At 67.5% G+C, this 13,902-nt stretch carries 11 protein-coding genes; 7 read left to right on the top strand and 4 right to left on the bottom strand.

What is annotated here, in order from left to right:
* Positions 1–7 precede the first annotated feature (7 nt).
* A complete protein-coding gene (locus ASG79_RS07760) occupies positions 8–841 on the bottom strand; it encodes an ABC transporter ATP-binding protein (protein WP_056389894.1) in 834 nt (277 codons plus the stop codon).
* Positions 842–1,240: 399 nt separating this feature from the next.
* Between ASG79_RS07760 and ASG79_RS07755 the strand changes: the two genes are divergently transcribed.
* From ASG79_RS07755 to ASG79_RS07745, 3 genes are read left to right on the top strand one after another with little or no spacing between them, the layout of a single operon-like run.
* The gene (locus ASG79_RS07755) at positions 1,241–3,052 is read left to right on the top strand and encodes a proline--tRNA ligase (RefSeq protein ID WP_056389891.1); all 1,812 of its coding nucleotides are present in this window, start codon (positions 1,241–1,243) and stop codon (positions 3,050–3,052) included.
* Positions 3,049–3,843, top strand: a complete 795-nt coding sequence (locus tag ASG79_RS07750) for a sulfite exporter TauE/SafE family protein (RefSeq protein ID WP_056389888.1) — start codon at positions 3,049–3,051, stop codon at positions 3,841–3,843. The genes ASG79_RS07755 and ASG79_RS07750 overlap by 4 nt, the downstream gene beginning before the upstream one ends.
* A gap of 56 nt (positions 3,844–3,899) precedes the next feature.
* A complete protein-coding gene (locus ASG79_RS07745) occupies positions 3,900–5,291 on the top strand; it encodes a pyridoxal phosphate-dependent decarboxylase family protein (RefSeq protein ID WP_056389885.1) in 1,392 nt (463 codons plus the stop codon).
* Positions 5,292–5,348: 57 nt separating this feature from the next.
* Here the strand turns inward: ASG79_RS07745 and ASG79_RS07740 are convergent, their stop codons facing one another.
* The 3 genes from ASG79_RS07740 to ASG79_RS07730 form a co-directional block, all read right to left on the bottom strand.
* Positions 5,349–6,389: an aminoglycoside phosphotransferase family protein gene (locus ASG79_RS07740; RefSeq protein ID WP_056389958.1), complete on the bottom strand. Its 1,041-nt coding sequence runs from the start codon at positions 6,387–6,389 to the stop codon at positions 5,349–5,351.
* Positions 6,390–6,456: 67 nt separating this feature from the next.
* Positions 6,457–7,224 carry a VIT family protein gene (locus tag ASG79_RS07735; RefSeq protein ID WP_018771956.1) on the bottom strand — a complete coding sequence of 256 codons (768 nt, stop codon included), beginning with the start codon at positions 7,222–7,224 and terminating at the stop codon, positions 6,457–6,459.
* Between the two features lie 99 nt (positions 7,225–7,323).
* Positions 7,324–8,541 carry a DUF4439 domain-containing protein gene (locus tag ASG79_RS07730; RefSeq protein ID WP_235509760.1) on the bottom strand — a complete coding sequence of 406 codons (1,218 nt, stop codon included), beginning with the start codon at positions 8,539–8,541 and terminating at the stop codon, positions 7,324–7,326.
* A 104-nt stretch (positions 8,542–8,645) separates the two neighbouring features.
* Between ASG79_RS07730 and rimP the strand changes: the two genes are divergently transcribed.
* The 4 genes from rimP (at position 8,646) to infB (ending at position 13,832) form a co-directional block, all read left to right on the top strand.
* Entirely contained in the window at positions 8,646–9,257 is a 612-nt protein-coding gene (gene rimP, locus ASG79_RS07725) for a ribosome maturation factor RimP (RefSeq protein WP_056389881.1), read from the top strand.
* Entirely contained in the window at positions 9,257–10,237 is a 981-nt protein-coding gene (gene nusA / locus ASG79_RS07720) for a transcription termination factor NusA (RefSeq protein WP_018771959.1), read from the top strand. The genes rimP and nusA overlap by 1 nt, the downstream gene beginning before the upstream one ends.
* Positions 10,238–10,401: 164 nt before the next feature.
* Positions 10,402–10,764: a YlxR family protein gene (locus tag ASG79_RS07715; RefSeq protein ID WP_166673076.1), complete on the top strand. Its 363-nt coding sequence runs from the start codon at positions 10,402–10,404 to the stop codon at positions 10,762–10,764.
* Between the two features lie 152 nt (positions 10,765–10,916).
* Complete coding sequence (infB, locus tag ASG79_RS07710) at positions 10,917–13,832, top strand: translation initiation factor IF-2 (protein ID WP_056389874.1); 2,916 nt, start codon at positions 10,917–10,919, stop codon at positions 13,830–13,832.
* Positions 13,833–13,902 lie beyond the last annotated feature (70 nt).

Genomic DNA, 13,902 nt, shown 5'->3' with positions numbered 1-13,902 from the left:
ACGTCCATCACCGCACGCTCCTGCCCTGTTGCATCCTTGCCCCTTCGCCGCTCCTGCCGGCATGGCGCTTCGGCGGGATCCCGGCGTCGTAATTTTCCTGCTCCCTGATGATGGCCAGGAAGGCCTGCTCCAGGTTGGCGCTGTGCCCCTGCCTGGCCAGCTCCTCCGGCGTGAGCTGGGCCAAAAGCCGCCCCTCGCGCAACAGCAGCAGCGTTTCGCAGCGGCTTGCCTCCTCCATGACGTGGCTGGATATGAGGAGTGTTGTTCCTGACTCCGCCATGGCCCGGAAACGGTCCCAAAGGTCCGCGCGCAGCACGGGATCCAGGCCCACCGTGGGCTCATCCAGTACCAGCAGCCGTGGCTTCGCCACCAGGGCGCAGGCCAGGGATACCCGGTTGACCTGGCCGCCGGACAGGTCGGCCGTCTTGCGGCGGAACAGGGCGCCAAGTCCGACGGCGTCAATCGCCTCCGCCACGTCGGCTTTGCCTTTCCGGTGCATGGCGCCGAAATAGCGCACGTTCGCTTCGACCGTGAGGTCGGGGTAGATGCTGGGTGACTGGGTAACGTAGCCCACCTGCCGCCGCAGGGACGGGCTTCCGGCGGGCAGCCCCAGCACCTCGAGGGTTCCGGCGGCAATGCGCTGCGCTCCCACGATGGTCCGCATCAGGGTGGTCTTGCCGCTCCCGGAGGGCCCCAGCAGGCCGGTGATCCGTCCCGCCGGGATGGTGAAGTCCACACTGTGGAGCACGGCTTGCCGCCGCAGTTTGACAGAGAGCGACGCGGCCACGACCGCACCGGCCGCGCCACCGCGGTCCAACGTAGTGGATGCTGCATGGGACATTGTTGCCTCCGGGCGCGTCCGCAGGTGGCGCCGCACAACGGCTAATTCATCACCTGATGAATTAAAGCTAGGCCTGGCCCTGACAGCCGTCAACAGGTTCATAAAGTAAAAACACTTGTCAAACGTGTGCGCGATCACATAGGTTCAACCTAGCTGCGCTGGAAGTGGGGTGGGCGGTCTCACCAGTCCTCACCAGTACTTAGGCGATAACGGCGTTGGGCCACGCCCGGATGCGATGACCAGCCTCATTGGGGGGCCAGGGGCTTTGTATTGCCGGGCGTGGCCCTACTGTGTCCGGGGTCCGCAGTCCGTGCCGCTTGTTGAGTGCCGGTAGATTAGTACCCAGACGAATTGTCCGGCCCTGCTGACCCAGCACTTCCCCAGAAACGGATACCACCCGTGGTCATACGACTGTCCCAGCTTTTCCTGCGCACGCTGCGCGAAGACCCCGTCGATGCCGAGGTTGCCAGCCACAAACTCCTGGTCCGCGCCGGCTACATCCGCCGGGCGGCCCCCGGCATCTACACCTGGCTTCCGCTGGGGCTGAGCGTGCTGCGCAAGGTCGAGGAAATCATCCGTGAGGAAATGGCTGCCATCGGCGCCCAGGAAGTCCACTTCCCGGCCCTGCTGCCCCGCGAGCCGTACGAGGCCACCAACCGCTGGACCGAATACGGTGAAGGCCTGTTCCGGCTCCAGGACCGCAAGGGTGCGGACTACCTGTTGGCCCCCACCCATGAGGAGATGTTCACGCTCCTGGTCAAGGACCTGTACTCGTCGTACAAGGACCTCCCGTTGAGCCTGTACCAGATCCAGAACAAGTACCGTGACGAGGCACGCCCGCGGGCAGGGCTCCTCCGCGGCCGTGAGTTCATCATGAAGGACTCCTACTCCTTCGACGTCGACGACGCCGGCCTGGACGCCAGCTACGCAGCCCACCGGGGCGCCTACCTGAAGATCTTCGAGCGCCTGGGCCTCGAGGTGGTTCCGGTGGCAGCCACCGCCGGTGCCATGGGCGGGTCCAAGAGCGAGGAATTCCTGTTCCCCACCGAGATCGGCGAGGATACCTTCGTCCGCTCGGCCGGCGGTTATGCAGCCAACGTGGAAGCCGTCACCACCGTGGTCCCCGACGATATCGACTTCAGCAACGCCCCGGCCGCAGAGGTCCTGGACACCCCGGACACCCCCACCATCGAGACGCTGGTTGCCGCGGCGAACCAGATTGTCCCGCGCGAAGAGGCCGACGGCGGCGCCTGGACTGCGGCGGACACGCTCAAGAACGTGGTCCTCGCCGTCACGCTGCCCACCGGTGAGCGGCAGCTGGTGGTCATCGGCGTCCCCGGCGACCGCGCCGTGGACCTCAAGCGCGTGGAGGCGAACATTGGCGCCTTCCTGCCGATCGCGGGCGAGATCGGACTCGAGCAGGCCGGCGAGGAGGACCTCAAGAAGCAGCCGCTGATCGTCAAGGGCTACCTGGGCCCCGGACTTTCGCTGGACCAGCCGCTCCTCGGATCCGACAGTGCCACCAAGCTGCTGTACCTGGTGGACCCGCGCGTGGTCAGCGGAACAACGTGGATTACCGGCGCCAACGAGGCGGGCAAGCACGTCTTCGGCCTGGTGGCCGGACGCGACTTCGGCTGGGACGGCGTCATTGAGTGCACCGAAGTACGCGCGGGCGACCCCTCACCCGATGGCTCGGGCCCCCTGGAGACCGCCCGCGGCATTGAGATGGGCCACATCTTCCAGCTCGGCCGCAAGTACGCCGAAGCCCTGGACCTCAAGGTGCTGGACCAGAACGGCAAGCAGGTGGTGGTCACCATGGGCTCCTACGGCGTTGGCGTGACCCGCGCCGTTGCCGCTTTGGCCGAGGCCAACCACGATGACCGCGGACTCGTCTGGCCCCGCACCGTAGCCCCGGCCGACGTGCATGTGGTGGCAGTGGGTCGTGGCGAGGAGGTCTTCCAGGCTGCCGAAAAGCTTTCGGCAGAGCTTGAGGACGCCGGCCTGTCCGTCATCTACGACGACCGCCCCAAGGTTTCGCCGGGCGTGAAGTTTGGCGACGCTGAGCTGGTTGGTGTGCCCACCATCCTGGCCGTGGGCCGCGGCCTGGTGGACGGCGTGGTGGAAATCAAGGACCGCCGCAGCGGGGAAGCCGAGAACATCGAGGTGGACAAGGCCGTGGACTACGTGGTTAACGCCGTTCGAAACCAGTGATTTCCGGCTTCGAATCGATCCAGCCCGCCACCATCATCCTGATCGTGGTGGCTGGATTCGCAGCCGGGTGGGTTGACGCGGTGGTGGGCGGCGGGGGGCTTATCCAGCTTCCCGCGCTGCTCCTGGTGCCCGGGATCGCACCCGTCCAGGCGCTGGCCACCAACAAGATGGGCTCCATCTTCGGAACCGCCACCAGCGCCGCCACCTACTACCGGCGGGTGGGCCCGGACCTCCGGACCGCCATCCCCATGGCAGTGATAGCCCTGGCGGGCAGTTTCGGCGGGGCGAGCCTTGCTGCCACCCTGCCGGCCGGGGTATTCAAGCCCATCATCGTGGTGGCGCTGGTCGCCGTCGCGCTGTTTACCGCCCTGAAACCCGGGGTCGGTGAGCTGACAGCGCTGCGCCACGACGGCCACAAGCATTACGTCGTTGCCTGCCTCATCGGGGCAGTGATCGGCTTTTACGACGGCCTCATTGGCCCGGGGACGGGATCCTTCCTGGTCATCGCCCTGGTATCCGCCATGGGTTACGCGTTCCTCGAGGCCAGCGCCAAGGCCAAGATCGTGAACATGGCCACCAACGCCGGCGCACTGCTGTTCTTCCTGCCGCACGGATCCATCCTGTGGGGCATCGGCCTGCTGCTCGGGGGAGCCAACATGGCCGGCGGCTACCTTGGCGCACGCACCGCAGTGCAGCAGGGGAGCAAGTTTGTCCGCATTGTCTTCCTGGTGGTTGTTGCGGCCCTGATCATCAAGCTCGGCTACGACGTCTGGCAGGAAAACTTCGCCTGACCGGTCCCTAAAAACTGCTCCTCGTGGCGTGGACCGGCCCGGCGTAGCATGCAGGTATGGCACACGGCGATGACGGGTACACCCCGGCACTGGCGGCCGCAGCGGGGCATGCGCAGGCCTGGCTGGACAGCCTTTCCCACCGCCCCGTGGGACCCAGCCTGCACGCCTCCGAGCTCGCCGCAGTGTTTGGCGGGCCCCTGCCGCCGGCGGGCATGCCCGCCGATGAGGTAGTCAATTTCCTGGCCAACGCAGCGGGGCCGGGGCTCATGGCCATGCCCTCGGGCCGGTTCTTCGGCTGGGTTATCGGCGGGACACTGCCCGCGGCCCTGGCGTCGGACTGGCTGGTCAGTGCCTGGGACCAGAACGCCGGGCTCCGCTATGCAACCCCGGCCACCGCGGCGATTGAGGAAGCCGCCGGGCAGTGGGTCCTGGAGTTGCTGGGCCTGCCTTCGACTGCCGACGTCGGATTCGTCACGGGCGCCACCATGGCAAATTTCACCGGGATGGCGGCCGCCCGCTGGCGGTTGCTCGCCGATGCGGGCTGGGACCTGGACCGGGACGGACTCTTCGGCGCACCCCGGATCCGCTGCTTCGTGGGACGGGAACGGCACGACACCGTGGACCTTGGCCTGCGCTACCTGGGCCTGGGACAGCCAGCGCAGGTCCCCGCCGACGGGCAGGGCCGCCTGGTCCCCGCAGCACTGGACGCCGCCCTTGCCGCCGGCACCGGCCCCGCCCTGGTGTGCCTCCAGGCAGGCAACCTGCACTCCGGCGCCTTCGACCCCTTCACCGAGGCCATCGCCGTTGCCCGCAAACATGGCGCCTGGGTGCACGTTGATGGCGCCTTCGGGCTGTGGGCCGCGGCCGCGCCGGAACTGCGGCACCTCATGCGCGGCTGTGAGGAAGCGGACTCGTGGGGGACGGATGCCCACAAAACCCTGAATGTGCCGTACGACTGCGGCATTGCCATCGTCAGGGACCCGTCAGCCCTGCGGGCCGCCATGGGCCTGCACGCCAGCTATCTCGTCCACGATGCGGAAGGCCCGGGCGACCCGTTCGAGAAGGTCCCGGAACTGTCCCGGCGGGCCCGCGGAGTGCCGGTATGGGCGGCCCTGAAAAGCCTGGGCCGGGACGGCGTGGCAGCCCAGGTGGGCGGACTGGCCTCTGCTGCCACCGCAATCGCCGAAGGCATGGCGGCTTTGGACGGCGTGGAGGTGCTCAACGACGTCGGCTACACCCAGGTGTGCCTGGCTTTTGGCGACGACGACACCACCCGCGCAGTCACAGCCCGCATCATCGAGGAGGGAAGGGTGTGGATGTCCGGCTCACGGTGGCGGGACCGCGACATCCTTCGGGTTTCGGTGAGCAACTGGCATACGTCGGACGACGAGGTGGCCATAGCCGTGGATGCTGTCCGCTCAGCCCTGGCTGCTGTTCGGAACTCCTGACGGTTTTTCGATCGTTCTTCACCGGACGGTGCGGCCCTCTCGGGGTGCGGAGTGCCCTTAGCCGCCCTGGCCGGGTTCCGGCAGCGCATGGGGATGCGGGAGGCCTTCCAAGGTGTTTCCGGCAAGGGTGCTGGCAACCCAGAGGGACCGGGCCAGGTCGCCAGGATGGCGGTGCGACGCGTACCAAAGGGCATTGTCCACCTCCCTGGCGATACCCCATTGCCGGGCTACATCGGGGTCAAGTCCGGCGGCCGTGCTGAAGTCGTTGCAGCGGCTGAGCAGCGCCGGCCCGGCCTGGACTGCCGGCAGGTCTCCAAGGCGGTTCCACAGCAGCGGCGCCACCGCGAACTCCGGCTCGCCGATCATCGGCTGGGGGTCGATCGCCGCGTAACCTGCCGGTGCCGGCGGCCCGTCCGTGCCCGGGCGCGCCAGGATGTTCAGGAAATGGAGGTCGGTGTGGACCAGCAGATCGTGCGCGGACCGGCGTCCCACCGCGCCGCGCGTCTGGCACACCTCCAGGGCTGCCTCCAACAGCCACCTGGGAAACGGCCGGCCCAGCTGCTCCCAGTCCGCTGGAAGGTCGTCACTCCACTGTTCCGCCCTGGCCGCGATGTGACCGAATTCCCGCCACTCAGGGCGGTGGTCAGGGACAATCCCCAGCTGCCGCACCAGCCCGCCCCACACCTGCGCGGCGTCCTCCATCGCCAGGTCCGCCAGCGTCCTGCCGGCGTCGAGGCGTTCCAGGAGCATGGCGCAAGACCCTGCATCAGAGGCCAGCAGCGCAACTGCGCCCCGGCCGTCCCAAAGCGCAAGGGCATGCCGCTCCACCGTTGCCTCGTCGTGGGGAAAAGCGATCTTGAGCGCTGCCGGGGAGCCATCGTGCCGGCGCACCGGCACCACCAAGCCGCCGTGGCCGTTCCACGGCAGGGTCGCAGGCGGCAGGTCAACCGCCAGTTGCCACTGCTCCAAGCGGTCCCGCAGCAGGACCGGAAGGCTGACAAGCCATCCCCTTCCCTCGCTGCTGCGGGCGTAGCGGGCCGAAAGGCCGGGCGGAATGGGGACCGCCGCCGCGGAGCCGCTCACCATGGGGTTGGTCATCCCGTTGTCAGGAATCATGGGATCGGGAATCACGGCGTCAGGAATCACAGCGTCAGGCACCGCGGGGTCAGACAACACCGGAGGCCCCGAGCAGGTTGCCGATCAGGAATGTTGCAGCGAGCGCCAAGGCACCGCCCACCACCACGCGGACGGCGGCGCGTGTTTTTGAACCGCCGCCGATCCAGGCGCCAACTGCCCCCGTCAAGGCCAAAGCCAGCAGGACCGAAATAAAAGTCAGCAGGACCCGGATCTCCGGCGGTGGAAGCAGGATGGCCAGCATGGGCAGGATGGCCCCGACGGTGAACGCGATGGCGGAAGCGAAAGCCGCATGCCAGGGGCTGACGATGTCCGCCTCATCAATGTTGAGCTCGGCGGACAGGTGCGCGGCCAGCACATCGTGGGCGGTAAGCTCCCGGGCAACCTTGGCCGCTGTTTCAGGCGTGAGACCCTTGGCCTGGTAGATGGCGGTCAGCTCGGCCAGTTCCGCTTCCGGTTCTTCCGCCAGCTCGCGGCGTTCCTTCTCGATCAGGGCCCGCTGGCTGTCGCTTTGGCTGCTGACCGACACATATTCGCCCAAGGCCATAGACACTGCACCGCCCACCACTCCGGCGACGCCTGCCGTGAGGATGGGTCCTATCTCGGCGGTGGCCCCGGCCACGCCCACCACAATGGCAGCGACGGAGACAATGCCGTCATTGGCGCCCAGGACGCCAGCCCTGAGCCAGTTCAGCCGGTGCGCAATATCGTTGCCGTGTGGTTCGGTCTCGAGGTGGCTGTTGAGCCCGGGGCTCGCTGCCGTCCCTCCCGGGTCGTCGGCCGGTTGGTCCGCGTTCATCCCATCAGCAAACCACCCATGCCCGCCCATCGCCACCCTGTAGGCGGCTTTCTTCGGGCACGCGACAGAACGAAACGGGCACGCTGAGACCGCACGGGTTCAGGATGCGGTTGGCGACGTCGTGGGGCCGGCGCTGGCAGGAAGCCTGGCACCGGCAGGGAGGGCGGGCAGTTGGTCGACGTCCAGGGCCAGGCCGGGAACAGGTCCGGGGTCTGCGCCCCACCGCATGGCCCGTCCGGCGGCAGACTGCAGCGCTGACATTGCCCACTGCCGGTTCTGGCCCTGGGATACCGCCACGACGTCGCCGTAGGCCGCCAGCGTGGCCGCCTCAAGCTTGCCCAAACCGGCGGCCGGTGCTGCCAGGAAGCCAGGATCAAGGACGTACCCGGGCTGTTGCGGCACGGGCGCGCCGCAGGCAGACAGCAGGCGTTCCTCCGCGGCCGCGGCCTGTTCCTTATGCCGGACCAGGAATTCCGACGCCGGTCCCTCCTCCGCGGGCGCCAGCCGGGGGAGTGCCGCCTGGTAGCCGTAGGTGGCCTGGTGCTCCGCGGTGATGGCAGCGGCCAGTGCCTGGCGTATCCCCGCAGCAGTGCCGGGCCCGGTGGTCTCCGGGACGGTGGCCGGCGCCGAAGGCGAGGGGCAGGGCGCTGGGGTTCTCGCTGCCCCGGAAGTCTGTCCCTCAGTTACTCCCGTACCCTCTGTTCCTGACTGTCCCTGCGTTCCTGCGTGTCCCTGCGGCGCGGGCATCCCCGTTGCGGCAGCAAGACGCCCGGCCGCGAGGAGCTGTGCCGTGCCGGTGCCCGCCAGAAGCCGCGCCATGCCGCCGTCGGCCGTTTCCGCGTCCTTGACGCGCGCGGCGCCGCTGTCAGCCAGGGCCTGGACAAATTCGGCGGCAGTTGGGAGGCCGGCACTGGGAAGATTGGCACTGGGAAGATCGGCACTGGGAAGATTGGCAACGGGATGATCGCCACTGGGGAGGCCGGAAGTGGAAGGTGGTGGGGGCGACGCCGGCGCGGACTCCAGGGCAGGGCCCAGCAGTGCCCTTGCCTGGATGGTCAGCAAGGTCACAACCGGCTCCAGCACGGTGGCGTCCGCGGCACCGGCGGAGGCGAGCTGCATTCCCGCAGTACGCAGGTCCACTGCCTTGCTGAACGCCGCCGCCCGGGCCCGCTCCGAGAAGGAAGGCTGGGCAGGTGCGGGCTTTTCCGCGGGAACCAGGGCAAAACCAAGGCTCAGGACAACCAGCGCGGCAAGGGCGAAGACGGCAAAACGGAGCGGGCGCATGCGGGGGCTGGGGTCCTGGGGGCGGTCTTTCACAACAGACCATGGTGTCACGCTGAAGGGGAACCCGGGTGCACCAATGGCCGGTAAAATAGCTACGCTAGTAAAACCACATCATCTATAGGGAGGCGGCCGGCATCGTGAGCAATGCAGAAGCCACGGCTTCACCAGACCATACCGGTACGGGAAGCGGATCCGCGCCGGCCCACAACCCCGAAGCTGCCCGGCTCCGGGCCCTCCTGGAACCCGCAGTACAGGCCAACCGCCTGTACCTGGAGGATGTGGCCATCATCCCCGGCTCGCACCGGGTGGTCCACGTCGTGGTGGACCTGCCGCAGGAGGAAAGCGGTGGCGTCAGCCTTGACGTCATTGCGGACATCTCCAAAGTGCTCTCGGATGTACTGGACAACGATCCCAACGACGACGGCCGTCCGTACGACCTCGAAGTGTCCTCGCCCGGCGTGGGGCGCCCCCTGACGGAACCCCGCCACTGGCACCGGGCCCGCGGCCGGATGGTCAAGGTGAACGTGATCCAGGGCGACAACATCACCGGCCGCATCCAGTCCGTGGACGATGGGGGAGTCACCCTGGTCCCGGAGGTCGCCGTCAAGAAGGGCATGAAGCCCCGGCAGGGCGAACCCGTAAAACTTCCTTTCGACAGGATCCGCAACGGAAAAGTCGAGATCGAATTCAGCCACCTCCCCGAGGACGGTCTGGAACCTGAACACAATGGACCTTCTGAGGAGGCCTGATGGATATTGACATGAGCGCACTGAGACTTTTGGAGCGTGAGCGTGAAATCCCGCTGGACCTCCTGATCCCCACCATCGAGCAGGCGCTCCTGGTGGCCTACCACAAGTCTCCCGGCGCCTTCGAGAAAGCGCGCGCCGAGCTGGACCGCAAGAGCGGCCACGTCACAATTTGGGCCGTGGAGATTGACGACGACGGCGCCCCCATCGGTGAATTCGAGCACACCCCGGAAGGGTTCGGCCGAATCGCCGCCAGCACTGCGCGCCAGATCATCCTGCAGCGCCTCCGCGATGTCGAGGACGATAACGTCCTGGGCGAATTCAAGGGCCGCGAAGGCGAACTGGTGTCCGGTACCATCCAGCAGGGCAACAACCCGCACATGATCCAGGTAAACCTCGGCTCCATCGAAGCCCTGCTGCCGCCGCCCGAGCAGGTTCCCGGTGAGAAGTACATCCACGGCAACCGCCTCCGCGCGTTGGTCATCGACGTGCACCGCGGGACCAAGGGTCCGTCGGTCACGCTGTCCCGGTCCCACCCGGGCCTGGTCCGCAAGCTCTTCGAACTCGAAGTACCCGAGATCGCCGACCACTCCGTGGAAATCGTTGCCCTGGCCCGCGAAGCCGGCCACCGCACCAAGATCGCCGTCAAGGCGAACACCCCGGGGATCAACGCCAAGGGTGCCTGCATCGGCGAGATGGGCTCACGCGTCCGCGCGGTCATGACCGAGTTGAACGATGAAAAGATCGACATCGTTGACTTCAGCGAGAACCCGGCCACCTTCATCGCCAGCGCACTCTCGCCGTCGCGCGTGAATTCCGTCACCATCACGGACGAAGCCACGCGCTCCGCCCGGGTTGTCGTTCCCGACTACCAGCTGTCGCTGGCCATCGGCAAGGAAGGCCAGAACGCCCGGCTGGCGGCGAAGCTGACCGGCTGGCGCATCGACATCGTCTCCGACGCCGCGGTTTCCCGCGACAAGTAACGTCCAGGCACCGGTGGCTGGCGCGACGCGGCAGCCACCCGGTTTCTGGCAGAACGGCCCGAAGGGGCTAGAATAGATAGGACCGCGCCTAACGGCCGGTAGCCGTGTGCCTTGGGCGTGCTCGTTTCCGTAACTGCGGAACCGGTAAACCTTCGGCCAGCAGAATGAACGTCAGGACGATGACCGTGGCAGAAGTGCTTTCCACCGGAAGTCAACCTGAACGTACCTGCATCGGGTGCCGGAAGAAAGGCCCGCGGTCGCAGTTGCTCCGGCTCGTCGCCGAAGGCAGCGGGTCAACCGCTGTCCTGGTGGATGAACGACGCCGGATGTCTGGCCGGGGTGCATGGCTGCACCCCAGCCAATCGTGCCTGGCTCTGGCGATCAAGCGGCGAGCATTCGGACGTGCCCTTCCGGGCGCAACCGGAACAGCCGCCGTCGAACACTGGATCATGTCAGGTCCGAACGTTGACGCCGCCCCGGTGGCTGCAACACCAACCGTCCAACCTGAAAGCGGGTCAGAAATCTGATGGAAACCCGATGAGTTCCCAGCGATGAGTGCGTAACGATGACAACTTTGTTGCGCTCTGCAATGGGCCCCTTCGCATCAACAGCGGCTGGGGTCCGCAGTAAGAAGTAGACGGTTCGTGCCTGGCTCGGTGCGGACCGAGACAGGAGAAATGTGGCCAAGGTCCGCGTACATGAGCTCGCCAAAGAGCTCGGTATAACTTCCAAAGATGCAGTGACAAAACTGCAGGAACTGGGCGAATTCGTTCGCTCCGCCTCGTCAACCATTGAGGCCCCCGTTGTGCGGAAACTGCGCAACGCCTTCCCCGACGCCGCTGCCAAGTCAGCGGCCCCGGCCGCAGCGCCCGCCGCTGCACCCAAGGCACCTGCCCCCGTGGCAGAATCACGCCCTTCAGCACCGGCTCCCGGCCCCGCTGCGCCCAAGGCTCCGGCCCCCAAGGCACAGGCACCGGCTCCCGCTGCCCCCACCGCACCTGCACAGGCAGAAGCGCCGGCTGCGCCGGCCGCCACGCCTGCCGCCCCCGCGGCTCCGTCCTCGAGTGCTCCGTCCACCGGCGCCAAGCCCGGTGCACGCCCGGCACCCAAGGCCGAAACCCCGGCTCCCTCCACCCGTCCGGGTGGATCCACGCCGGGCGGGTCCGGCCCGCGTCCCGGCGGTCCCCGTCCGGGCAACAACCCCTTCGCCACCTCGCAGGGCATGCCCCGCGGCCGCGGCGGAGACGGTGAACGCGCCCCCCGTCCGGGCAACAACCCCTTCGCCACTTCGCAGGGTATGCCCCGCCCCGGTGGCAGCCGTACCGACGGCGACCGCCCCGGTGGTCCCCGTCCCGCAGCAGGTGCAGGCGGACCTCGTCCGGGTGGGCCGCGTCCCGCAGCGGGTGCCGGTGGCCCCCGTCCTGCAGCAGGCGCAGGCGGACCCCGTCCGGGCGCTCCCCGTCCCGGCGGTCCCCGTCCTACTCCCGGCATGATGCCCAACCGCACTGAGCGTCCCGCACCCGCAGGTGCCGGCCGTCCGGGCGGCGGCGGCCGCGGTCCCGGACGGCCTGGTGGCGCTCCCGGTACCGGTGGTCCCGGTGCCGGCGGCGGTGCTCCCGCCGGCGGTGGCTTCGGCAAGGGCGGCCGCGGCCGCGGCGGCACCCAGGGTGCCTTCGGCAAGGGCGGCGCAGGCCGTGGCAAGCAGCGCAAGTCGAAGCGTGCAAAGCGCCAGGAACTTGAGCAGATGAGTGCCCCGTCGCTGGGTGGCGTGAGCGTACCCCGCGGCGACGGCAACACCGTCATCCGGCTCCGCCGTGGATCGTCCATCACGGACTTTGCCGACAAGATCGAGGCAAACCCCGCCGCCCTGGTGACGGTGCTGTTCCACCTTGGTGAAATGGCCACCGCCACCCAGTCGCTGGACGAGGACACCTTCGCCCTGCTCGGCGAGGAACTGGGCTACAAGCTCCAGGTCGTTTCCCCTGAGGACGAGGAGCGCGAGCTGCTCTCCAGCTTCGACATCGACTTTGATGCCGAACTCGAAGCCGAAGGCGACGAGGAACTGGAAGCACGTCCCCCGGTTGTCACCGTCATGGGCCACGTCGACCACGGTAAGACCCGGCTGCTCGATGCCATCCGCAAGTCCGACGTCATGGCGGGCGAGCACGGCGGCATCACCCAGCACATCGGTGCCTACCAGGTCACGCACAACCACGACGGCAACGACCGCAAGATCACGTTCATCGATACCCCGGGCCACGAGGCGTTCACCGCCATGCGTGCCCGTGGTGCGAAGGTCACCGACATCGCCATCCTGGTGGTCGCAGCGGACGACGGCGTGATGCCGCAGACCGTTGAAGCCCTCAACCACGCCCAGGCGGCCAACGTGCCGATCGTCGTGGCAGTGAACAAGATCGACAAGGAAGGCGCCAACCCGGAGAAGGTCCGCGGCCAGCTGACCGAGTACGGCCTGGTTCCCGAGGAATACGGTGGCGACACCATGTTCGTGGAGGTCTCTGCCCGCCAGAACCTCAACATCGACGAGCTGCTCGAGGCGGTCCTGCTCACCGCGGACGCTGCCCTGGACATGCGCGCCAACCCGAACAAGGACGCCCGCGGCATCGCGATCGAAGCCAACCTGGATAAGGGCCGCGGTGCTGTTGCAACCGTCCTGGTCCAGTCCGGTACCTTGCGCGTCGGCGACACCATCGTGGCAGGCACGGCCCACGGCCGCGTCCGTGCGATGTTCGACGACGACGGCAGCGCCCTGACCGAGGCCGGTCCGTCCCGCCCTGTCCAGGTGCTGGGTCTGTCCAACGTGCCGCGCGCCGGCGACACCTTCTTCGTGACTGCTGACGAGCGCACTGCCCGCCAGATCGCCGAGAAGCGTGAAGCAGCCGACCGCAACGCCGCCCTGGCCAAGCGCCGCAAGCGCATCAGCCTGGAAGACTTCGACCAGGCCGTCGCCGAAGGCAAGATCGACACCCTCAACCTCATCCTCAAGGGTGACGTGTCCGGTGCCGTGGAAGCCCTCGAAGACGCGCTGCTCAAGATCGACGTCGGCGAAGGCGTGCAGCTGCGCGTCATCCACCGCGGTGTGGGTGCCATCACCCAGAACGACGTCAACCTGGCAACGGTCGACTCCGCCGTCATCATCGGCTTCAACGTCAAGCCCGCCGAGCGGGTTGCCGAACTGGCAGACCGTGAAGGCGTGGACATGCGCTTCTACTCCGTCATCTACGCAGCAATCGATGACATCGAGGCAGCGCTCAAGGGCATGCTCAAGCCGGAATACGAAGAAGTCCAGCTCGGCACCGCCGAGGTCCGCGAAGTCTTCCGCTCCTCCAAGTTCGGAAACATCGCCGGCTCGATCGTCCGCTCGGGCATCATCCGACGCAACGCCAAGGCACGCGTCAGCCGCGACGGCAAGATCATCGGTGACAACCTCACCGTTGAGTCGCTCAAGCGCTTCAAGGACGACGCCACCGAGGTCCGCACGGACTTCGAATGTGGTATCGGCCTTGGGTCGTACAACGACATCACCGAAGGCGACATCATCGAGACCTTCGAGATGCGCGAGAAGCCGCGCGTCTAACTCTTGTTAGTCCGTGGCCGGGGCCGTTGGATTTTTCCGGCGGCCCCGCCCCTTCGCTGGGCGGCTTGGG

It is taken from the genome of Arthrobacter sp. Soil761, assembly GCF_001428325.1.
In the GTDB taxonomy this organism is placed as follows: Bacteria; Actinomycetota; Actinomycetes; order Actinomycetales; family Micrococcaceae; genus Arthrobacter.
The sequence above is the reverse complement of the archived record's forward strand: the minus strand, read 5'-3'. Positions and strand labels throughout refer to the sequence as shown.